The organism is Enterococcus sp. DIV1537a (genome assembly GCF_051712085.1).
Classification (GTDB): Bacteria; Bacillota; Bacilli; order Lactobacillales; family Enterococcaceae; genus Enterococcus; species Enterococcus faecalis.
Window position 1 is genome coordinate 2,362,102 of the sequence record NZ_JBIOOE010000001.1, and the last position, 20,202, is coordinate 2,382,303.

22 protein-coding genes are annotated in these 20,202 nt (G+C 38.6%); 2 read left to right on the forward strand and 20 right to left on the reverse strand.

Translation table 11 applies throughout. The annotated features are described in order from the left end of the window. Window positions 1-24 precede the first annotated feature (24 nt). From thrS to IGJ41_RS11635, 4 genes are all read right to left on the reverse strand, one after another. Window positions 25-1,962: a threonine--tRNA ligase gene (gene thrS, locus IGJ41_RS11620; RefSeq protein WP_002359397.1), complete on the reverse strand. Its 1,938-nt coding sequence runs from the start codon at window positions 1,960-1,962 to the stop codon at window positions 25-27. A gap of 396 nt (window positions 1,963-2,358) precedes the next feature. After that, the gene (locus IGJ41_RS11625; protein WP_002356318.1) at window positions 2,359-2,538 is read right to left on the reverse strand and encodes a 2-hydroxymuconate tautomerase; all 180 of its coding nucleotides are present in this window, start codon (window positions 2,536-2,538) and stop codon (window positions 2,359-2,361) included. A 165-nt stretch (window positions 2,539-2,703) separates the two neighbouring features. Then, window positions 2,704-4,149, reverse strand: a complete 1,446-nt coding sequence (locus IGJ41_RS11630) for a L,D-transpeptidase family protein (RefSeq protein ID WP_438714481.1) — start codon at window positions 4,147-4,149, stop codon at window positions 2,704-2,706. Window positions 4,150-4,295: 146 nt separating this feature from the next. Next, complete coding sequence (locus tag IGJ41_RS11635) at window positions 4,296-5,159, reverse strand: aminoglycoside 6-adenylyltransferase (RefSeq protein ID WP_156210099.1); 864 nt, start codon at window positions 5,157-5,159, stop codon at window positions 4,296-4,298. Between the two features lie 121 nt (window positions 5,160-5,280). Here IGJ41_RS11635 and IGJ41_RS11640 point away from each other — a divergent pair, with 121 nt between their 5' ends. After that, window positions 5,281-5,862: a YdcF family protein gene (locus IGJ41_RS11640; RefSeq protein WP_086317983.1), complete on the forward strand. Its 582-nt coding sequence runs from the start codon at window positions 5,281-5,283 to the stop codon at window positions 5,860-5,862. Between the two features lie 157 nt (window positions 5,863-6,019). Continuing rightward, the gene (locus tag IGJ41_RS11645) at window positions 6,020-6,964 is read left to right on the forward strand and encodes an endo-beta-N-acetylglucosaminidase (RefSeq protein WP_010713118.1); all 945 of its coding nucleotides are present in this window, start codon (window positions 6,020-6,022) and stop codon (window positions 6,962-6,964) included. A gap of 279 nt (window positions 6,965-7,243) precedes the next feature. Here IGJ41_RS11645 and IGJ41_RS11650 read toward each other — a convergent pair whose 3' ends face one another. The 16 genes from IGJ41_RS11650 to fabF form a co-directional block, all read right to left on the reverse strand. After that, the gene (locus IGJ41_RS11650; RefSeq protein WP_173963960.1) at window positions 7,244-8,080 is read right to left on the reverse strand and encodes a DUF6287 domain-containing protein; all 837 of its coding nucleotides are present in this window, start codon (window positions 8,078-8,080) and stop codon (window positions 7,244-7,246) included. 234 nt (window positions 8,081-8,314) lie between these two features. After that, window positions 8,315-9,034: a YebC/PmpR family DNA-binding transcriptional regulator gene (locus IGJ41_RS11655; RefSeq protein WP_002356305.1), complete on the reverse strand. Its 720-nt coding sequence runs from the start codon at window positions 9,032-9,034 to the stop codon at window positions 8,315-8,317. A gap of 86 nt (window positions 9,035-9,120) precedes the next feature. Further along, window positions 9,121-10,308: a nucleotidyltransferase gene (locus IGJ41_RS11660; protein ID WP_162783986.1), complete on the reverse strand. Its 1,188-nt coding sequence runs from the start codon at window positions 10,306-10,308 to the stop codon at window positions 9,121-9,123. An 80-nt stretch (window positions 10,309-10,388) separates the two neighbouring features. Further along, complete coding sequence (locus IGJ41_RS11665) at window positions 10,389-11,129, reverse strand: class I SAM-dependent DNA methyltransferase (RefSeq protein WP_002356302.1); 741 nt, start codon at window positions 11,127-11,129, stop codon at window positions 10,389-10,391. Window position 11,130: 1 nt separating this feature from the next. Then, complete coding sequence (gene rsfS / locus IGJ41_RS11670; protein WP_033072556.1) at window positions 11,131-11,469, reverse strand: ribosome silencing factor; 339 nt, start codon at window positions 11,467-11,469, stop codon at window positions 11,131-11,133. A gap of 46 nt (window positions 11,470-11,515) precedes the next feature. Beyond that, on the reverse strand, window positions 11,516-12,106 hold the full coding sequence (gene yqeK / locus IGJ41_RS11675; protein WP_002356300.1) for a bis(5'-nucleosyl)-tetraphosphatase (symmetrical) YqeK: 591 nt from the start codon (window positions 12,104-12,106) through the stop codon (window positions 11,516-11,518). Then, entirely contained in the window at window positions 12,084-12,743 is a 660-nt protein-coding gene (locus IGJ41_RS11680; RefSeq protein ID WP_002379799.1) for a nicotinate-nucleotide adenylyltransferase, read from the reverse strand. Before IGJ41_RS11680 ends, yqeK begins: the two co-directional genes overlap by 23 nt. 17 nt (window positions 12,744-12,760) lie before the next feature. Beyond that, window positions 12,761-13,072: a ribosome assembly RNA-binding protein YhbY gene (gene yhbY, locus IGJ41_RS11685; protein ID WP_002356298.1), complete on the reverse strand. Its 312-nt coding sequence runs from the start codon at window positions 13,070-13,072 to the stop codon at window positions 12,761-12,763. A 23-nt stretch (window positions 13,073-13,095) separates the two neighbouring features. Further along, window positions 13,096-14,205, reverse strand: coding sequence for a ribosome biogenesis GTPase YqeH (gene yqeH / locus IGJ41_RS11690; protein ID WP_002381381.1), 1,110 nt, complete (start codon window positions 14,203-14,205; stop codon window positions 13,096-13,098). Beyond that, the gene (locus tag IGJ41_RS11695) at window positions 14,202-14,729 is read right to left on the reverse strand and encodes a YqeG family HAD IIIA-type phosphatase (protein WP_002356296.1); all 528 of its coding nucleotides are present in this window, start codon (window positions 14,727-14,729) and stop codon (window positions 14,202-14,204) included. The genes yqeH and IGJ41_RS11695 overlap by 4 nt, the downstream gene beginning before the upstream one ends. Window positions 14,730-14,950: 221 nt before the next feature. Next, on the reverse strand, window positions 14,951-15,739 hold the full coding sequence (locus IGJ41_RS11700; RefSeq protein WP_002362363.1) for an acetyl-CoA carboxylase carboxyl transferase subunit alpha: 789 nt from the start codon (window positions 15,737-15,739) through the stop codon (window positions 14,951-14,953). A 1-nt stretch (window position 15,740) separates the two neighbouring features. After that, window positions 15,741-16,607, reverse strand: coding sequence for an acetyl-CoA carboxylase, carboxyltransferase subunit beta (gene accD / locus IGJ41_RS11705; protein ID WP_104855689.1), 867 nt, complete (start codon window positions 16,605-16,607; stop codon window positions 15,741-15,743). A 55-nt stretch (window positions 16,608-16,662) separates the two neighbouring features. Beyond that, window positions 16,663-18,033 (reverse strand): acetyl-CoA carboxylase biotin carboxylase subunit, encoded by a 1,371-nt coding sequence (locus IGJ41_RS11710; RefSeq protein ID WP_104855690.1) that lies wholly within the window; start codon window positions 18,031-18,033, stop codon window positions 16,663-16,665. Window positions 18,034-18,040: 7 nt separating this feature from the next. Continuing rightward, window positions 18,041-18,466 (reverse strand): 3-hydroxyacyl-ACP dehydratase FabZ, encoded by a 426-nt coding sequence (gene fabZ / locus IGJ41_RS11715; RefSeq protein ID WP_002356286.1) that lies wholly within the window; start codon window positions 18,464-18,466, stop codon window positions 18,041-18,043. Window positions 18,467-18,469: 3 nt separating this feature from the next. Then, window positions 18,470-18,958, reverse strand: a complete 489-nt coding sequence (gene accB, locus IGJ41_RS11720; RefSeq protein ID WP_104855691.1) for an acetyl-CoA carboxylase biotin carboxyl carrier protein — start codon at window positions 18,956-18,958, stop codon at window positions 18,470-18,472. 1 nt (window position 18,959) lies between these two features. Continuing rightward, window positions 18,960-20,195, reverse strand: a complete 1,236-nt coding sequence (gene fabF / locus IGJ41_RS11725; protein ID WP_438714486.1) for a beta-ketoacyl-ACP synthase II — start codon at window positions 20,193-20,195, stop codon at window positions 18,960-18,962. Window positions 20,196-20,202: the final 7 nt, after the last annotated feature.

Here is a 20,202-nt window from a genome sequence, read left to right on the forward strand (position 1 = left end):
GTCCTTTTGACTTTTTCTCTTTTTTTAACGGCTGTAATTGTGAACTTCAGCAGCCATGCTGTCAATGAAAATTGATAAATCTTCGACAGAAGTTTCTTTGCTTCCATAACGACGGACGTTCACCGTTGCATCTTCCATTTCTTTGTCCCCGACCACTAATTGATAAGGTACTTTTTGTGTTTGAGAGGCCCGAATTTTGTAGCCCATTTTTTCGTTACGATCATCGACTTCAACACGTAAGCCTTGTGCTTGTAAACGTTCTTTGATTTCATAAGCATACTCAGAATGCGCTTCTACAGAAACTGGGATAATAGTTGCTTGAATTGGTGCTAACCAAGTAGGGAAAGCGCCTTTGTAAACTTCTGTTAAGTAAGCCACAAATCGTTCCATTGTTGAGACGATACCACGGTGGATAACAACTGGGCGATGTGTATTTTCACCATCTTCGCCAACATAAGTTAAGTCAAAACGTTCTGGTAATAAGAAGTCTAATTGGATGGTTGATAATGTTTCTTCCATTCCTAAAGCTGTTTTTACTTGAACATCTAACTTCGGACCGTAAAAGGCAGCTTCACCTTCTGCTTCAAAGTAATCTAATTCTAATTCATCCATGGCAGCTTTTAACATCGCTTGCGCTTTTTCCCACATCGCATCATCATCAAAATATTTGTCTGTATTATTTGGATCACGATAGCTTAAGCGGAAACGATAATCCGTAATGTTAAAGTCAGCATAGACTGCCACCATTAACTCCAAAGTACGTTTAAATTCGTCTTTAATTTGGTCAGGACGAACAAAAGTATGGCCATCGTTTAAAGTCATTTCACGAACACGTTGTAACCCTGATAATGCGCCAGATTTTTCATAGCGGTGCATCATCCCTAATTCAGCGATTCGAATTGGTAATTCGCGGTAACTATGAATGTCATTTTTATAAACCATCATATGGTGTGGACAGTTCATTGGACGTAATACCAGCATTTCGCCATCGCCCATATCCATTGGTGGGAACATATCTTCATGGTAATGATCCCAGTGACCAGATGTTTTGTATAATTCCACATCTGCCATAATTGGTGTATACACATGTTGGTAACCTAAGCTAATTTCTTTGTCCACAATATAACGTTCAATTGTACGACGAATGGTTGCGCCTTTTGGTAACCAGAAAGGTAACCCTGAACCAACTTCTTGTGAAACCATAAATAAATCTAATTCTTTTCCTAATTTACGGTGGTCACGTTCTTTGGCTTCCTCGCGCATTTTGATAAATTCTTTTAAATCTTTTTTATCGAAAAAGGCAGTGCCGTAAATCCGTTGCATCATATGATTGTCAGAGTTTCCGCGCCAATAAGCACCAGCTACTGAAAGTAATTTAAAGACTTGAATCCGTCCTGTTGAAGGGACGTGAACACCACGACATAAATCAACAAAATCGCCTTGATCATAGACAGTGATGATTTCATCTTCTGGTAAATCTGTAATTAATTCAACTTTGTAAGGATCATCAGCAAATAATTCTAACGCTTCTGCACGTGAGATTTCTTTACGAACGATTGGGTTATTTTCCTTCACAATTTTCATCATTTCGGCTTCAATTGCAGGTAAATCTTCCGCTGTCACAGGGGATTCCCCATTATCTGTATCATAGTAGAACCCAGAATCAATCGCAGGACCTACGCCAAATTTAATGTTAGGGAAAAGACGACGTAAGGCATTAGCCATTAAATGAGCTGACGAATGACGTAAAATTCCTAAAGCATCTTCATGATCAGGTGTCACGATTTCAAGCGAACCATCTTCTACGATAGGACGATCTAAATCGATTAAAACACCATTGAATTTACCAGCTAAAGCTTTTTTGGCTAAACTGTTGCTAATACTTTTAGCAACATCAAATGTTGTAACCCCAGAATCAAACGGTTTGACAGCGCCATCTGGAAAAGTAATGTGAATAGACATAATAAAATTCTCTCCTTTTAATTTTTTTGATTTGAAGCGTTTCATTGTGTTCCTGTTTTTCACAATGAAACGAAACAGCCACCTGTTCCCCTTGTTAAAAAACAAAAAGTCCTAGTATTCTAACGAATACTAGGACGAAAATATCGTGGTTCCACCTAATTTTGAACACAAATAATCTGTGTTCCTCTAGCGTGTTAACGGTGCGACCGCCTTTGTTTCAACAAAGGTTTCGAAAGTGGTCATCCCTTGTGCCAATCTGGAAAATTTTCAGCCAAGATTTTCCTCTCTAATAGATCGCGGGCAAGTTCAGTTGTCTTTCTCATCAATCATTTATGCACTTATTTAACCACTTATTTTCAGAAAAAGCAAGTGATTCAACAGAAATTCTCTGAAAACTTATTTTTTCCATTCGCCGCCTTGTGCATAGCGGTCTTTTTTCAATTCATTGACAATCACATGGATATTCTCTTTTGGTGCACCAGCATTTTTTGACACAGCTTCTGTAATATCTTTGACCATATTAGTTAACTGTTCTTCTGTGCGGCCTTCAATTAATTCTACATGTACAAATGGCATCTTCGTTCCCCCAATTTAAATTGCTTGTTCTGTTTGTATCATAGAGCGGGATATGACGCTTGTCAATAAAAAATTGGAGACGTCAGTCGTTACGGTTGACGTCTCCAATTTTTACTTTTCAGATACACAGCTGGACCAAAGTGCGGTCTTGCCTAATATCTCTTTTTATACTTCTTCGCCGTAATCTACAGGTTTATCAAATTCACCTGGTGCATCATCATAGATATGTCCGTAGATAATTACCGGCATTCCGTCATAGGATACATCAAAGATTTTTGAAACTTCTGTTCCTGGCGTATTGATACAGCCATTACTACCAGCATCGGTTTTAAAGGCTTCTTTATCGCCATACTTATCCAATTTATGGTCGGAGTCATGAATCCCGATTTGTGTGACAACGCCCCCTTGACTTAATAACGGCATCCAATATTTTACTGGCACACTGTATCGAGAACCATCAAGCATTTGACCTTCTAAATTCACATCGGTTGTCCGATATAAAATTGTATGGAATCCTGGTACTGTTGCAGTTCCTTTGTTATATCTGCCAGTAATGACATCTGTGGTGACTATTTTTTTGCCATCAATGAAACAATACATTTTTTGATCTTTTAAATCAATTTCAATGTAATTATTGGCAATTTTACTATTTTCTTTGGTATCGCCAACCAACGGAGCAGTGATTGCATTCGTTTGTTCTTGGCTATTCAGCGCGTTTACTAGTAGTTCTTGCGTTTTGGCCCCATCAATCGACCAGCCATAACTTCCGTTGTTTTTAAAACGACGTGTCGTACCGTGAACATCTGTAAATAAAACTGGTTGATTAGCAGAACCATATGTTGTTTCTAATTGTGTCACCCAAGTAGTTAGTTTTTCTTTGTTGATTGTGCCATCATCATTCAGCACGTTTTGAATTTGTGTTTTATCAAAGGCTACTTTTTCACCATTAATATCAACTGTAATTGTTTTATTTAACTTGTTATTGAGCGTTGTCAATGTTGCCTTTAACGTTTGATCCTCTTTTGTAATTTCAGGGGCTTTATAAAAATCTTTGGCATTGTATTGATAGTTGCCTTTTCCCGCTTCAACATCCGCAATAATCTGCTGATTTAAGCGCTGTGTGTCCACTACTGTGCCTTGTTCTTCGGGAACAATTTCAAAAGTGTCATTGCCTCGACGGATACTCGCATTTTTGCTTGGTTTCCCCTCTGGAAAACTTAAAGTCGCTAATTTAGCTTCTAGTTCTTTTTTGAATGCCTCATTTAACGGTAGCTTCACCTTGCTACTGTGTAAATGGTCTTTTAAAAATTTTTGATCCAATTGGTATTTTTTAGGAAGTTGAATTTTTTCTTCTTTTGTCCCCGTTTGAACCACAACTTCTTCGGTTTGATTAACTTGCGCTAATTTTTCTTCTGCAGCATTTACATTTAACCAGCCTACAGAAACTCCATTTACTTTTGTAGTTGGTAAAAAGTGACTTTGAAAATAAACATAGCTGCCCCCAGCAACCAGAGCTAGTCCAACCAAAGAAGTAATAATTACTTTCTTTTTATTATTTTTTCCTGATTTTTGACGACGTGTATTACGCATTTGCATTTCTTCTTTTTTCATTTGTTCATCCTTTATATCAATAATTTTAGGTTTATTTTTTAGAGTCTAGGCAACAAACAACTGCGGTGATCTACAATCAAAAAAGGGTCCCTTTCTCTCGCAGATTAATTTTTTCAATTATACACTATTTTTACGTTGTTTTCAGCTTATTTTCCTTGTAAATCCTTTAATCTTAAAGAATTTGTATACTCTGTGACTTTTTTTGCTTCTTGTAAATGATACGTAAACTGGGCCATTTTAGCAAAATCCTGAGCGACGACGTCAAAAAAGGCTTGTGTCTTTATTAAGCTGTTCCAACAAGCTTCTTTACTAGAAAAATCCAGCAACGATGCTAATTGATCCATCGTGTCAGGAGTGACATAATTTTTCAGATACTTAAATTGTTTCCCAACAGAAATTGGCTCCGGTTCCTGCCAAGCCGCTTGCCAAGAAAGCAAGCGCAACAGTTCCTGCTGACAATATTCATAGAGATGTGTGACAGCGTAAAATAGTTCATTCCGACAAAGCCCCTTAACTACATACGTACTAACCCACCAAAATTCATTGCAACAATCGTTAAATTGCTGCTGATTCGGAACTGTTACTGTATAATTTTTGTCAGATGCTACAGGTAAAGGCGGCAAACTTTCATCTTTGTCTAACAAGATAATTGCTAAAGAATCTCCTTCATGCCAATTATCTTTTTCTGCGAGAGGACACAACGTTAAATCGATACGTTGGCCATCTTCAAATAACATTAAAAATGTTTCCCGCGTCTTCGGTTCTGTGGGAAATAAGGTCATTTCCTTGGGACGTTGCATAATTAATGGTTGACCAAATTTTGCTGTCCACGTTGCTGTTTCAAAAAACTCAGCACATGGTTCTACAATATAAACAATGTCGAAATCTTGAAAACTATCTTTTGGCGCTTTCACATTCGTGCGAGAACCCACCATTCCCACGGCTCGAATGTGTTCTTCTTGTTTTGCTACATCTATAATAAGTTGAAACATTTCTTCTTCTGTACGCATTCACTCGCTCCCTCTCTTCAAAAGTTTCTATTAAAACATAGATTTTTTTATAAGTCTTTTGTTTTCTATCGCTTTTTCTATGGTACTTCGTATACACTAACATTACAAGGAGGGATGTTTCATGCATTGGTTAAAAATAACAAGTTTATCCATTGTCAGTTTTGGCTTTTGTATTCTTTTGATTTTAGGTCTACTTATTTTTACTGGCAAAAATACGCAACCCACCGATAAACCAGATGCTATTTTAATTTTAGGGGCCCGTGTTTTAGGAACGTCTAAAGAAACCGCACTGCCCAGCCGTGTTTTGCAAGCTCGGTTAGATGTGGCTATCCCCTATATTAAACAACACCCCGAGACACCCGTTATTGTTAGCGGAGGGCAAGGAGCAGATGAGCCGGCTACGGAAGCCGCGGTTATGAAACAATACTTGCTAAATAAAGGTGTTCCAGAAAAACAGATTCTCTTAGAAAATCGTGCCACACGCACCAAAGAAAATATTGTCAATTCACAAAAACTCCTTTCTTTTAAACGGCTAGTGATTGTTACTAGTGACTTTCACATGTACCGCTCGCAACTTTTAGCCAAGCGAGTAGGCATCTCAAATGTTTCAGGCATCACTGCGGCTTCTTCTTTTCCAAAAGATATCAAAAATTTTGGCCGAGAGCTGCTTTCTTTAGGCTATGCCTTACTCTTTGATTGGTAAAAGAGCGTCCTTCGCAAGACCATTTTGCGAAGGACGCTTTTATATTCTGTGGATTTGCTCACTTTTGTTCTCTTCTTCTTGTGTTTAAATTATAAAAATGATAACATATCTTTGTTAGCGCTTACAAACAATATTTATTTTATAGGAGGAGAAAGTTATGGGGCATCAATTGAGCACTCATTTTTTTAACAAGAAAACAGGGATTATTTCAACTTTTTTAAGTTTGATACTTTTAGTCGGTGGGTTACTGTTTGCACTACCTGCATTTGAAGTACAAGCAGCATCAACTGTTACACCTAAAACAGTCATGTATGTAGAAGTAAACAACCACGATTTTAACAATGTGGGAAAATATACTTTAGCTGGAACCAATCAACCTGCTTTTGATATGGGGATTATTTTTGCAGCCAATATTAATTATGACACGGTCAATAAAAAACCTTACTTATATCTAAATGAACGGGTCCAACAAACTTTAAACGAAGCTGAAACACAAATTCGTCCAGTTCAAGCACGCGGCACTAAAGTCCTATTGTCTATTTTAGGCAACCATGAAGGCGCTGGCTTTGCTAACTTCCCAACTTACGAAAGTGCGGATGCCTTTGCAGCTCAATTAGAACAAGTCGTTAATACGTATCATTTAGATGGTATTGATTTTGATGATGAGTATGCTGAATACGGAAAAAATGGAACGCCTCAACCAAATAATTCTTCGTTCATTTGGTTACTTCAAGCCTTAAGAAATCGCTTAGGCAATGATAAATTAATTACTTTTTATAATATTGGACCAGCGGCTGCGAACTCTTCAGCTAATCCTCAAATGAGTTCTTTAATTGATTATGCTTGGAACCCTTATTATAGTACCTGGAATCCGCCACAAATTACGGGGATGCCTGCTTCTCGTTTAGGTGCTTCTGCCGTTGAAGTTGGTGTCAATCAAAATCTAGCTGCGCAATATGCTAAACGTACAAAAGCGGAGCAATATGGTATTTATCTAATGTATAACCTCCCAGGAAAAGATTCATCTGCGTATATCTCGGCGGCGACACAAGAACTTTATGGTCGAAAAACGAACTATTCACCAACTGTTCCAACACCTTAATTATTATCTCGTGTCTACAAGCGCCAACATGTAAAGAGTTAAAAGCCAGCTTACTACAAGCTGGCTTTTTGGTATCTTGAGCGAATAGTTTTACACAAAAAAAGACCCGCCCTTTGGGTAAGGACGGGAAAGGAGTTAAAAATGAAAAAGTGTTTTGTGTTGTTAAGGTTGTTTGTTGATATGCTTATATCTTACAAACTAAATGTGAAGATTTTGTGATCATTTCATTCTTATTTTGCTACTTTTATAGGAATTAAATAGATTGCCACTAGACTATCTTTAGTTGCCTCGTGCATCCGTTATTCTGACTGCTCCTTGTGGTGATACTCTGTAAAAACCGACAGTCCCTGTCCCTCCATTTGCAACCATCTGTTTCGATTGGGATCTAAAAAAGAAGTCATTTCCATTCATACCCAAAAATCCAAGGTTCGTATCATTATTTTCTGCATCAGTCAGTGTCTTTCTAATATATGTCTCTGCTTTTTCTTGTGTATCGATGATTTTTGCCTCTTCATTTTGGTCTTGATTTTCCTCTTCAGAAGAACGATAGTAATACTCTTCCGCAGGATAATTTCCACTATCTTGAGTAATTAACAATCGTGGTTTCGTCTTATCCGATTGGTCGCCGTTAGGATTTTCAACACCAATTTTATATAATAATAACGCAGCACCAGTAGGCCCCCACCTAATACTTAAGCTTGTAATTGGTCGCGACTCATCAGTAGGTGAATCCTTCGTAATCATTCCTCCGGTATTTGTACTACCATCAGGATGAATGATCAAACTCTCTCCTTTACCATTTTTCCATGTTCCAGCTAAAGTAGTAAAATCGCCAGCATTAATCGCTGTAGTATCTAAATCAGCTACAGTTAGCTGACTATTGTTTTCATCAGCTGTCTGCTCTTCATTTTTCACTGATTCGTTAGACTCGATACTGCTGCTCGCTTGTTCATTTGTCTTATCAATTGTTTCACTGGTTTTTTCATTCGTATTCGTCTCTTCAACTTTAGAGGATGCCTCCGTTGAAGCGGTTACTTTCTTTTCTTTTGGTTCCCGACAAGCAGTTAATGATAAAACCGCTAGCACGACAAAAAACGCTAACATTCCCTTTTTCACGCCTATTCACCCCGTTCAATGATCTATCTTACTAGACTATTGTACTATTAATTCAACTGTTTAGACAAATATTTATGGAACAGACAAAAGTTGAACCTGTCATTGAATGCTTTGTGTCACATGGACCTATCAATCAACTTTCTTTTTTCTATGTATTATATGAAAAAAAGTGAGCCATCAGTCAAAATGACCGATGGCTCACTTTCTAAACCTTAAAACAAACGAACAAATGGATTATTCAGGTAAATCTACATTATGATGGACTTTTTGAACATCTTCTAAATCTTCTAAAACGTCTAACATTTTTTCAAAGTTCGCCAAATCGTCGCCTTCTAATGTTACTTCGTTTTGTGGAACCATTTCTAACTCAGTAACCGTGAATTCTTCAATGCCTTTTTCTTTTAACGCTTCTTGTGCATGGTGGAAATCTTCTGGTTCTGTGTAAACGATAATTTGACCGTCTTCTTCAACAACATCGCGAACATCAATGTCTTTTTCCATTAAGTATTCTAAAATTTCATCCGCATCGTCACCAGCAAAGCCAATGATACCTGTATTATCAAACATGTAGGAAACAGCACCGCTGACACCCATGTTTCCGCCGTTTTTACCAAATGCGGCCCGCACATCTGCTGCTGTTCGGTTCACGTTGTTTGTTAAAGCATCAACAATGACCATTGAACCATTTGGCCCAAATCCTTCATAGCGTAATTCAGAATATTGTTCATCTGCTGAACCTTTTGCTTTTTCAATAGCGCGATCAATAATATGTTTTGGTACATTGTATGTTTTGGCGCGTTCGATTACAAACCGTAATTTTTGGTTTGCATGAGGATCAGGGTCTCCTGACTTCGCTGCTACGTAAATTTCAATCCCGAATTTTGCATAAACACGGCTATTGTTTGCGTCTTTGGCAGCTTTTTTCTCTTTAATATTTGCCCATTTACGGCCCATATTCTCACTTCGCTTTCTCTGATTTGTTGTTAGTATCTTATCCCTTGTTTATTATACTGGGGAAACTGATTTTTGTTAAGTATTTTTTAGGTATCTGGCGAAAATCGTAAGGGAAACCGACCAAAATTTTGTTCTTTTAAAGAAGAATCTCCCATCTGATATAGTTGATTGGCGCGAATATCTAACGAAAGCATAGCGCGGTTTTCTTTAGATACTTTGGAAATTACCGGCAATTGAATTTGTGCTTTGGTTTCTTTTAGATAAGCTTGTCCCTTTGGCGTAAATCCTAGCACATGGAGATAGCTGTCTTGCCAAACAGTTTCAACTTCTTCTTTGGTCATATTTAACAATATATAGGTTGCTAATCGTTGCAATCTTGTCCAAGTATAACGCTTCGTTTTCATACGTTCCATTAATTCGTGAAAAGAACCTGCTGCTTGGATTTGATCTTTTAGTCGATATTCAAGTCCTTCCGTCATTTGGTAAATGGCTTGTAACTCTTCTAACGAGGATTGAACAATTTTATACTTTAGGAAGGGCCAGTAGTTTTCCCATGAAATCATTGCCTGTGTTTGTAAATGTTGTGCGGTTATAGAAGGAACCGTTGGCAGCACTTGCGTTATTTCTTGTTGAAAAACACTTTGCCTAATCGCCGTGGCGCTAGCAACTTTCCCAGAAATCGTTGCATCATGAAAGCCCGCTTGTTTTCTAGCAATTGGGTAGAGCGTCATCGGGGTTGGATACGTGGCATTCTCTTTTGCATAACTCATCCCCAAAATATGATTAGGCGAAGAAAAATCGAACCTGCTTTCAGGATATACTTGACGAAAAACAGCAGTCATTTTTTGTGGATAACTCAATTGTTTGTCTGTCAATGTGTGGAACGTTTGATCAATTAAGGATTGATTTTCTTGGACAAACTGGCCGAAAGCCGCATAATCAATTGCGCTTGTACTATCTGTTCCAAAACATAAGCTCTCACATTGCAACGCCTGCAATAATTTTATACCGCCTTTGGCAAAGTAATCCGCAGACTGTACCGACCAAGCTGTCGGCAATTCAATGACTAAGTCCACACCATTTTGCAAAGCTTCTTCTGCTCTGGCCCACTTATCTAGTAAAGCTGGTTCTCCTCTTTGTAAAAAATTTCCACTCATTATAGCAATCACTACTTCAGCTCCGCTTTGTTGGCGAGCTTGTTGAGCATGATAGCGATGTCCATTATGAAAGGGATTATATTCCACGATAATGCCACAGGCTTTCACTCTAGCCACCTCCGTTATAAAAAAATGGACTTATCAGCAAAGAGACCAACGTTTTTAAGCGCTGTCTCAAGCTCATAAGCCAAATCTTATTAATCTCTTTGACAAACAAAGAACCAGCGTTCACTTGTTTCAGTTGGTGCTTCATCTGTAAAGTCTGCATAAACTTTGACGTTCATGAAACCAGCACTTTCTAACATTCGTAAATAGTTATCTAACGAATAGGTTCGTTCTTGATGCAATTCATCATACCGAACAAAGTGCTCATCTGTTTCCTGTTCTTTCACAAAAAATGTTAAGAAATGTTCGATGCTGTGTTCTTTTTCACCAGCGTAACTATCCCATAGAAAAGCAAATTCTTCTGTTTGATAATGATAGCTATATTCTGGAAAAACTGAATCAATTTTGTAAGTAGAATGAACATCAAAAATGAACGTTCCTTCCTCTTCTAACGCTTGATAAACTTCATCGAACACTTGTTGTACTTCTTGGCGATTAGCCATATAGCACAGTGAATCAGAAAAACAAGTGATGGCTTGGTATTGTCCCACTTCAGATAAATCTAGCATATTTCCCTGAACAAATTGAACTGGCACTTCTTCTTCAAAGGCTCGTTCACTAGCAATCATCAACATTTCTTCTGATAAGTCTAAGGCCGTCACATCATAACCACTTTTCGCAAAATCAACTGCTAAAGCGCCTGTACCACAAGCCATTTCAAGAATTTGTTGGGTTCCTTGTGGGAGATGACGATTGGAAAAATCCAACCATTTTTGGTATAGGCTTTCGTCCATCACTTCGTCATAGACGAAAGCAAACGTTTCATAGGCCATTTTAGTCGACCCAAGCGCTTAGATCAACCATTGGGGCATCTGACCATAATTTTTCTAAGTTGTAAAAGGCACGTTCTGAAGATTGGAATACATGGACAATAACATCGCCTAAATCGATTAAAATCCATTTTCCGCCTTCTTTACCTTCCACACGCTTGACTTCTACTTGATTTTTGGCTTCTTGTTCGTTAATTTCATCAACAATCGCATTGATTTGACGTTCACTATTGGCTTGGCAAATTAAAAAATAATCTGCTAATAATGAAATCTCTCTTACGTCTAATGCGACAATTTCTTCTGCTCGTTTTGAATCTGCTGCTTTGACAGCAATTTCTAAAATTTTCTGGCTATCTATGATAGTTCCCTCCTAGTAATTCTTTCTTCTTTTATTTTTGATTAACGACCCATTGATTGTAGGTCTCTAACGTTTTTGGATAAATTTTATGTTCTTGTTCAATCAAATGTAACAAGGTATGTTTCGTTTCATAAGCAACCGCTGCATCTAAGTCAACAAGAGCAATTTCACGGGCTTCTTTCACACCTGGAAAATCACGTCCTGGTTCAATGTAATCTGCGACATAAATAATTTTATCTAGCAAGCTCATCTTAGCAGCCCCAGTTGTATGCACACGAATTGCCTGCAAGATTTCTTCGTCATCAATGGCTAATTCCCGTTGAACAATATCCGCCCCAACTAAGCCATGCCAAATTTCATTGCCATAGTTTAATAAAGCCAAATCAAAACCATCTCGGCGAATAATCAACTCGAATTCATCGTTTGGACGTTCTTTGGCGTAATCATGCGTCAAAGCAGCAATACTTGCTTTGGCTTCATCGGCACCATATTTCGCTGCCAAGGCCACAGCTGTTTCCTCGACTCCTAACACATGGCGAAAGCGACGTTCACTCATTTGCATTTGAACTTTTTGCATTAATAATTCACGTTGTGCAGCATCATAATTTGTTATCCAGCTCATCTTGATACAGTCCCTTCTCTTGAATATAGTTTATCACATTCTCTGGAAGAAGATAGCGTGTTGAGCAACCACTTTTGACTTTTTGTCTAATCAAAGTGGAACTAATCGCCATCTGCGGAACATCGACCCAAATAATTGGATAGGTAGATTCCGTTGGATAATTAGGACGCCGAATGCCGACAAATTGAACTAAATGGAGTAAGTCATCAATCCGATGCCATTTGGGCAAGTATTCCACCATATCTCCACCAATTATAAAATAATAATCAGTATCTGGATTGGCTTCTTTTAAAGCTTTCATCGTATCATACGTGTAACTTTTGCCTTTGCGAATTAATTCAATTGGCTCAATATCTAAGCAGGGATTATCAGACACCGCTAGTTCTAACATTGCTAACCGATGTTCGCTGCTAATTGTTTTCTTTTCGTCTACATGTGGTGGTAAGTACGTAGGCATTAAGTAAACTTTGTCCAAACCTAGTTGATTTTGAACTTGATCGGCCATGACAAGATGTGCTAAATGAACGGGATTAAAATTACCACCTAACAAGCCGACTTGCTTTCTTGTTTGAAAACGTAACGGTTCCTCTTGCAAGAGAACGTCCGCTCCTTGACGCGCTTGTCTTTTTTCTCCCATTGTTCATCCCTCCAATATTAAATCTCTTTGACTGCTGCTGAAATTTTTTGATATTTTTCTTTACTTGATGGCTTGAATAAGACCAACACGCGACCAATAATTTGTACCACATCGCAATGAATGGCTGCTGTTAGTTCCTCTGCAACCTCTTCTGCTACTTCATCTGTATTTTGTAATAACGTAATTTTAATCAATTCACGTTTTTCCAACGCTTCATCAATTTGTGTAATCATTGCGTCATTCAAACCACCTTTGCCTACTTGAAAAATAGGTTGTAAATGGTGTGCCTGACTACGTAAATAACGTTTTTGTTTTCCTCTAAGTTTCAAATTGTTTGCCTTCTCTCTAAAATTTAAATTAATGCTTTTCTACGTAAAACATCGACACCTTTAGGCGCCCAACCAGCGACTACACCAGGTTCTGTGACAGTAATCCAACCTAGACCAGCAAACACAATATCCGTTTTTTCTTTCACGGAAAATTCAAAGCGCACTAATTCAGGAAACTCAGCGACTTCATCGGCACGTGGGGGCTGCAATAAGCCACCAACATGTTTTTCATAAAAAGCATCGGCGGTTGCTGTTTTTGTTCGGTGTAAATTTAAGTCATTGGAAACGTAGGCAATGAAGGAACTTTTAGCACCTTGGACATAATCAAAGCGAGCCAAGCCACCTAAAAACAAGGTTTGTTCAGCATTTAATTGGTAAACTTTCGGTTTGATTTCTTTTTGCGGTGCAATAATTTTCAAGTCTTTTTTACCTAGATAATGTGCCATTTGATGACGGTGAATAATTCCGGGCGTATCGATTAAGAAGTGGCCATCGTCTAATGGAATTTCAATTTTATCTAGCGTTGTTCCAGGAAATTGTGATGTCGTAATCACATCTTGAACACCCACTGTTTGTTGAATGATTTGATTGATTAATGTTGATTTTCCAACATTGGTCACACCTACGACATAAACGTCTCGGCCTTCACGATATTTTTCGATTGTATCTAATAACTCTTGCATTTCTTGTGGTTTCTTGCCACTTGTTAGTAAAACATCAACAGGGCGTAATCCTGCTTCATGGGCCCGTTCTCTCATCCATTGAACCATTTTAGGTTTTTTTAATGATTTAGGCAAAATATCCACTTTATTACCAACTAACAACACAGGATTATCTCCGATAAAACGATGTAGTCCTGGAATAAGAGAGCCATTAAAGTCAAAAATATCCACTACGTTCACAATCAGTGCATCTTCTGTTCCTAAACCATTCAATAAACGTAAAAAGTCATCATCTGTTAATTGGACATCTTGAATGTCATTATAATGTCTTAAGCGAAAACAACGTTGGCAATAAACTTCCCCTGTTTCCATTCCTTTTTCGAAAGCTGTTTTTGGTGTATAGCCTAATTCATGAGGATTTTCCGTTTGGATAATCGCACCACAGCCAATACAATGAATTGCCTCTGTCATTCTAATCCGCCTCTCCATGTCATTTCTGGATGTTTTTTTGATAAGTATTTCATAATTTTCCGTTCAAAGAACCGATTGATTCTAGTATTCCAGCCATCTGTATCGACAATCGGTTGAACTAAAACATTGCGTATACCCGCTGCGTTAGCTCCCCGAATATCTGTCATAATCTGATCGCCGACCATTAACATTTCAGATGGCTTCAAGCCTAATTTTTTTTCTGCTAATTTGAAGCCACGTGCGGTTGGTTTCAAGGCACGTGCTACATAATCTAAGTCAAACTTTTCAACAACGCGTTTAATCCGGCTGTCTTTGTTGTTTGAAACAACGAGGACAGTAATTCCTGCATTTTTCATTTCTAATAACCAAGTTTTTAATTCTTCTGTTCCATCGGGATTATTCCAAGCAATTAACGTATTATCTAAGTCAGTTAGTACTGCCTTAATCCCTAGTTTTTTTAATTGTGCGGGGGTAATTTTATAAATCGCATCAATCATCCATGTCGGTTTATATTTTGAAAACATCGTGACTCCTCTCACTGACACTATGTAGTTTCTTCGATTTTAAGAGACTGAAACATAACTAAACAATTATGCTTCAGTCTCTACCTATTGTATTATACTGCATTTTACTGAAAATTTCTATAAAGGACGGTCGTTCCTTGTAAAAGAACAAGTAAAATAAAAGAAAAAATAAAAAAAGCCACCCATCAACCCCTGAAAAGTTCGTTGATGAGTAGTAACTTCTAATATTTGCGAAAACGTTGGTATCTTTTTTCTAGTAACGTTTCCGTATCTAATTTAGCTAATTCAGTTAATTTTGAAATGAACGCTTTTTGTAACATGCGATTAATTTTTGCTTGTTCCAGAGGCTGACCGTTCATAACTTCTGGAATTACTTTATCTACAATAGCTAATTCCTTCAGCTCTGTCGCTGTGATTTTCATCAATTCTGCTGCTTCTTTCGCACGACTGCCATCTTTCCACAAAATAGAGGCGAAACCTTCTGGCGAAAGAACCGCATAAATCGTGTGTTCCAACATCCAAACTTCATCTGCGACTGCTAAAGCTAAAGCACCGCCACTGCCGCCCTCACCAATGATGACTGAGATGATTGGCACTTTCAAATCAGACATTTCTAACAAGTTTTGCGCAATGGCTTCCCCTTCTCCTCGCTCTTCGGCACCAATTCCACAATAGGCACCAGCAGTGTTCACAAAGGTAATGACTGGGCGGTTAAATTTTTCCGCTTGTTTCATTAAACGTAACGCTTTGCGATACCCTTCAGGATTAGGTGAACCAAAATTACGTTCAATATTTTCTGGTAGATTTCGACCCTTTTGGATACCTACCACTGTAACTGGTTTCCCTTGCAAAGTAGCAACACCACCGACTACAGCTAAATCATCGGCAAAGTAACGATCCCCATGAAATTCTAAAAAGTCCTCAAAAATTGCTTCTATATATTCTAAAGTTGTCAAACGATCTTGGGCTCTTGCCAAGGTAACAACATCATTGGCTGTTTTCTTTTCCATGTTAGCGCCACCCTTTCAAAGAATGTAAACGTAACAAGTCGCTCAATCGTTGACGCAAAAGATTTCTTGGCACAATCTGATCTACAAAACCATGTTCTAAAAGAAACTCGGCCTTTTGAAAATCATCTGGCAACTCTTGACGAATCGTTTGTTCAATTACACGGCGGCCAGCAAAACCGATTAAGCTCTGAGGCTCTGCCAAAATAATATCGCCATCCATCGCAAAACTTGCGGTAACACCGCCAGTCGTTGGATCAGTCAATACCGTAAGATACAGCAAGCCTGCTTTGTTATGCCGTTGCAAAGCGGCCGAAATTTTCGCCATTTGCATCAATGAAAAAATTCCTTCTTGCATACGGGCACCACCAGATGCAGTGAAAATCACTACTGGTAAATGCTTTTCTGTCGCCCGCTCAAACAAGCGTGTGATTTTTTCACCAACAATCGTTCCCATACTGCCCATGATAAAATTAGCATCCATGATTCCAATTGCAACAGCATGTCCTTCAATTGTTGCTTCTCCCGTTAAGACAGCTTCATCTAGCCCAGTTTTTTCTTGCATTTTTTCAATTTTTTCAAGATAACCAGGAAAATTTAGTGGATCTTTTGTCACTAATTCACTGTCCCAATTGTGGAAACTCTTTTCATCAACGGTTATCGCTAATCGTTCCCATGCACCAATCCGAAAACTATAGCCACAATGCGGACAGATTTTTTCTGCACCCATTTCTTTTGTATACAGTGTTCGCTTACAAGAAGGGCATTTTGCCCACATATTATCTGGAACAGAAGGCTTCTTTGATGCATCATTTGCATCAGCACGATTTGGATTAATGCGAATGTAATTTTTCTTTTTAAATAATGCCATTTGCTTACTCCTCGTATTTTAGCGGCAAGAGCACAGCTCTTGCGGCGTTCTTTCTTTAATGATTGCTTTCTGGCTCCCAATTTGGTAGAAATGTTTCTTGTAAAAAGCTTGTGTCATAGTCACCTGTCAAAACATTGTCATGTGTAATTAAATCCAATTGGAATTCGGCATTCGTAATAATACCTTCTGTTACAATTTCATTTAAAGCCCTTTGCATTTTCATCAAGGCATCAAAACGATTTTCACCATGTACGATGACTTTCGCAATCATTGAATCATAATAAGGCGGAATTGAATACCCCGAATACATAGCGCTGTCTACACGCAAGCCCATTCCACCACTAGGCAACAAGAGATTTTGAATTTTACCTGGTGAAGGAGCAAAATTAAAGGCAGGATTTTCAGCGTTAATTCGGCACTCAATCGCATGCCCAGTCATGGTAACATCCTCTTGGGTATAGCCTAAAGGTTCACCTGAAGCAATTTCTAATTGTGCTTTGACTAAATCAATCCCTGTTACCATTTCCGTAACTGGATGTTCGACTTGGATGCGGGTATTCATTTCCATGAAATAAAAGTCGCCAGCTGGATCCATCAAAAATTCAATGGTTCCGGCATTTTCATAATGCACAGCTTGTGCCGCTCGAACGGCCGTTTCGCCTAACATCTGACGCTTTTCTTCAGAAATAGCAATCGATGGTGATTCTTCTAACACTTTTTGATTATTTCTTTGTAGTGAGCAATCACGTTCCCCTAAGTGAATCACATGCCCATATTGATCACCTAAAATTTGCACTTCGATATGACGTGCTGGATAAATAATTTTTTCTAAATACATATCATCATTACCAAATGCGGCTTTGGCTTCTTGCTGCGCTGAAGTAAAGTGTTTCGGTAACTTTTCTTTTGAAAGAACTTTTCGGATTCCTTTTCCGCCACCACCAGCAGCTGCCTTTAACATCACTGGGTAACCAATTTCTTCAGCAATCGTCAACGCTTCTTCGACAGAATTAATGACGCCATCACTCCCAGGAATAACAGGTACCTTGGCTTTTTGCATCAGTTGACGTGCGTTTATTTTATTGCCCATTGCATCAATCGTTTCTGCTTTAGGACCGATAAAAGTAATGTTGCATTCTTCGCACATTGAAGCAAATTGACTATTTTCAGATAAGAAACCAAACCCTGGATGAATCGCTTCAGCATTGGTAACAATCGCTGCACTTAAAACAGCTTGAACATTTAAATAAGAATCAGTTGCTTTCGCCGGTCCAATACAAATAGCTTCATCTGCTAACTGTGTGTGTAACGCTTCTTGATCCGCTTCAGAGTAAACAGCAACTGTTTGAACGCCTAATTCGCGACAGGCACGAATAATACGAACAGCGATTTCTCCGCGGTTTGCGATTAATACTTTCGAAAACATTTTTCACCTATCCAATCATAAAGGTTAATTCAGCCTCGGCAACTTTTTTTCCATTAACTTTTGCCACACCTTTACCCATTCCAGCAGAAGCGCGGACTTTTAAAAGTTCAACCTCTAAAATTAATGTGTCGCCTGGTGTTACCTTTTGTCTAAATTTTGCTTTATCTAATCCACCAAAGTATGCCGTTTTCCCTTTGAATTCAGGCATTGAAAGTAATGCCACGGCGCCTGCTTGAGCCAACGATTCAATAATTAAAACTCCTGGCAAAACAGGATTCCCAGGAAAATGACCTTGAAAAACTTGCTCATTAACCGTTACATTCTTTTTCGCTACAACGCGTTCCCCGGGAATGACTTCTTCAACACTATCTAATAATAAAAAGGGATAGCGATGTGGTAAAATTTCTTGAATTTCTGTAATTGTTAATTTCATGTTTTATTCTCCTTTAGCAACTCGGAATAGCGGCTGACCAAATTCAACCACATCTTCATTGTTGACTAATATTTCCGTAATCACACCGTCAACTGTCGCCGTAATTTCATTCATTAATTTCATCGCTTCAACGATACACACAACGTCACCCGTTTTAACAGTGTCTCCTACTTTGACAAAGTTTTCTTTATCTGGTGCTGGTTGTAAATAAACGATTCCTACAATGGGTGACGTAATTTCTTCTGTCTTTTCATTAACTGTCGGTGTATTGGTTCGCGTTTCTTCAACGACAGAAACTGTTTCAACAGGCACTGAAACTCCACTAGCGGCTACTGGTGTTTCTTGTGGTTGCGCCACTGGTTCTACGGCACTTCGTCCAGAAACTGTATTTTTATTCATATATAATTCAAACGAGCCTTCTCGTAAATCAAATTCGGTTAAAGTTGATTGATCAAATTGTGTTAATAATGCTTTTACTTCTTCTAACTGCATGTTAATCCTCCCAGCGTTTTAAGCAAATAACTGCATTGTGGCCACCAAAGCCTAGCGAGTTACTTAAAGCATAATCAAATTTATGCTCTTTGCTTTCGTTTAAAACAACGTTCACCGTAATTGCTTCATCTTGATTTTCCACATTAATGGTTGGTGGAATAAATTGATGTTGTAAAGCATTTAGGGTAGCAATTCCTTCAATTCCACCAGCGGCGCCTAAGAGATGTCCCGTCATACTCTTCGTACTACTTACATACGCCGTTTTTGCGGCATCACCTAAAGCCAATTCAATTGCTTTAGATTCTGCACTGTCATTGGCTTGTGTGCTTGTTCCATGGGCGTTAATATAGCCAATTTTTTCTGGAGAAATCCCCGCTTCTTCCATTGCTAGTACCATGGCTTTCGCTGCGCCGCTCCCATCTGGTGTTGGCGATGTCATATGATAGGCATCGCAATTAGCACCATAGCCAACCACTTCACCTAAAATAGTTGCGCCTCGTTCTAGAGCATGATCTAATGATTCTAAAATAAAGACACCCGCTCCTTCTCCCATCACAAATCCACTACGTTCTTTATCAAAGGGAATTGAGGCTTTTTCTGGATCAGTCGCCTTTGTTAAAGCGGTCAAGGAAGCAAATCCTGAAATACCGATTTCTGTAATAGGCGCTTCTGCTCCACCAGCAATAATGACATCGGAGTAGCCATGTTTGATATTGCGGAACGCTTCCCCAATTGAATGGGTTGCACTAGCACAAGCCGTCACTGTTGAAGTACAAATTCCTTTGGCACCAACACGTAAAGCAATATTTCCCGCCACCATGTTTCCAATCGCCATTGGAATAAATAACGGTGCCACACGTTCAGATCCTTTGTCGTGCATCCGAATTACTTGATTTTGAATTGTTTCCAAACCACCAATCCCGGAACCCACCATGACGCCAAACCGATCCACATCTAGTTGACTGGTATCCAAGCCACTCATAGCCATTGCTTCTAAGGCCGCATAAATGCCAAATAACGAAAACTTATCCATGCGTTTGCCATCTTTTTTAACAAAATATTTTTCCATTGGAAAGTCTTTCACTTCAGCTGCTAAGGTGACACCTGTTTCACTAACATCAAATTTACTAATCGGTCCGATACCATTTTTCCCTGTTTTCAAACTTTCTAAAAAAGTCTCAGGTTCATTGCCAATCGGCGAGGTGACACCGTAACCGGTAATAACTACTCGATTCATCCTTTTG

What these genes read in the sequence shown, in the direction of transcription:
- thrS (WP_002359397.1), bottom strand. Translation starts at nt 1,962, where the DNA reads ATGTCTATTCACATTACTTTTCCAGATGGCGCTGTCAAACCGTTTGAT.
- IGJ41_RS11625 (WP_002356318.1), bottom strand. Translation starts at nt 2,538, where the DNA reads ATGCCATTTGTACATGTAGAATTAATTGAAGGCCGCACAGAAGAACAG.
- IGJ41_RS11630 (WP_438714481.1), bottom strand. Translation starts at nt 4,149, where the DNA reads ATGAAAAAAGAAGAAATGCAAATGCGTAATACACGTCGTCAAAAATCA.
- IGJ41_RS11635 (WP_156210099.1), bottom strand. Translation starts at nt 5,159, where the DNA reads ATGCGTACAGAAGAAGAAATGTTTCAACTTATTATAGATGTAGCAAAA.
- IGJ41_RS11640 (WP_086317983.1), top strand. Translation starts at nt 5,281, where the DNA reads ATGCATTGGTTAAAAATAACAAGTTTATCCATTGTCAGTTTTGGCTTT.
- IGJ41_RS11645 (WP_010713118.1), top strand. Translation starts at nt 6,020, where the DNA reads ATGGGGCATCAATTGAGCACTCATTTTTTTAACAAGAAAACAGGGATT.
- IGJ41_RS11655 (WP_002356305.1), bottom strand. Translation starts at nt 9,034, where the DNA reads ATGGGCCGTAAATGGGCAAATATTAAAGAGAAAAAAGCTGCCAAAGAC.
- IGJ41_RS11665 (WP_002356302.1), bottom strand. Translation starts at nt 11,129, where the DNA reads ATGGCCTATGAAACGTTTGCTTTCGTCTATGACGAAGTGATGGACGAA.
- yqeK (WP_002356300.1), bottom strand. Translation starts at nt 12,106, where the DNA reads ATGAGCTGGATAACAAATTATGATGCTGCACAACGTGAATTATTAATG.
- IGJ41_RS11680 (WP_002379799.1), bottom strand. Translation starts at nt 12,743, where the DNA reads ATGGGAGAAAAAAGACAAGCGCGTCAAGGAGCGGACGTTCTCTTGCAA.
- yqeH (WP_002381381.1), bottom strand. Translation starts at nt 14,205, where the DNA reads ATGACAGAGGCAATTCATTGTATTGGCTGTGGTGCGATTATCCAAACG.
- IGJ41_RS11695 (WP_002356296.1), bottom strand. Translation starts at nt 14,729, where the DNA reads ATGTTTTCAAAATATAAACCGACATGGATGATTGATGCGATTTATAAA.
- IGJ41_RS11700 (WP_002362363.1), bottom strand. Translation starts at nt 15,739, where the DNA reads ATGGAAAAGAAAACAGCCAATGATGTTGTTACCTTGGCAAGAGCCCAA.
- accD (WP_104855689.1), bottom strand. Translation starts at nt 16,607, where the DNA reads ATGGCATTATTTAAAAAGAAAAATTACATTCGCATTAATCCAAATCGT.
- IGJ41_RS11710 (WP_104855690.1), bottom strand. Translation starts at nt 18,033, where the DNA reads ATGTTTTCGAAAGTATTAATCGCAAACCGCGGAGAAATCGCTGTTCGT.
- fabZ (WP_002356286.1), bottom strand. Translation starts at nt 18,466, where the DNA reads ATGAAATTAACAATTACAGAAATTCAAGAAATTTTACCACATCGCTAT.
- accB (WP_104855691.1), bottom strand. Translation starts at nt 18,958, where the DNA reads ATGCAGTTAGAAGAAGTAAAAGCATTATTAACACAATTTGATCAATCA.
- fabF (WP_438714486.1), bottom strand. Translation starts at nt 20,195, where the DNA reads ATGAATCGAGTAGTTATTACCGGTTACGGTGTCACCTCGCCGATTGGC.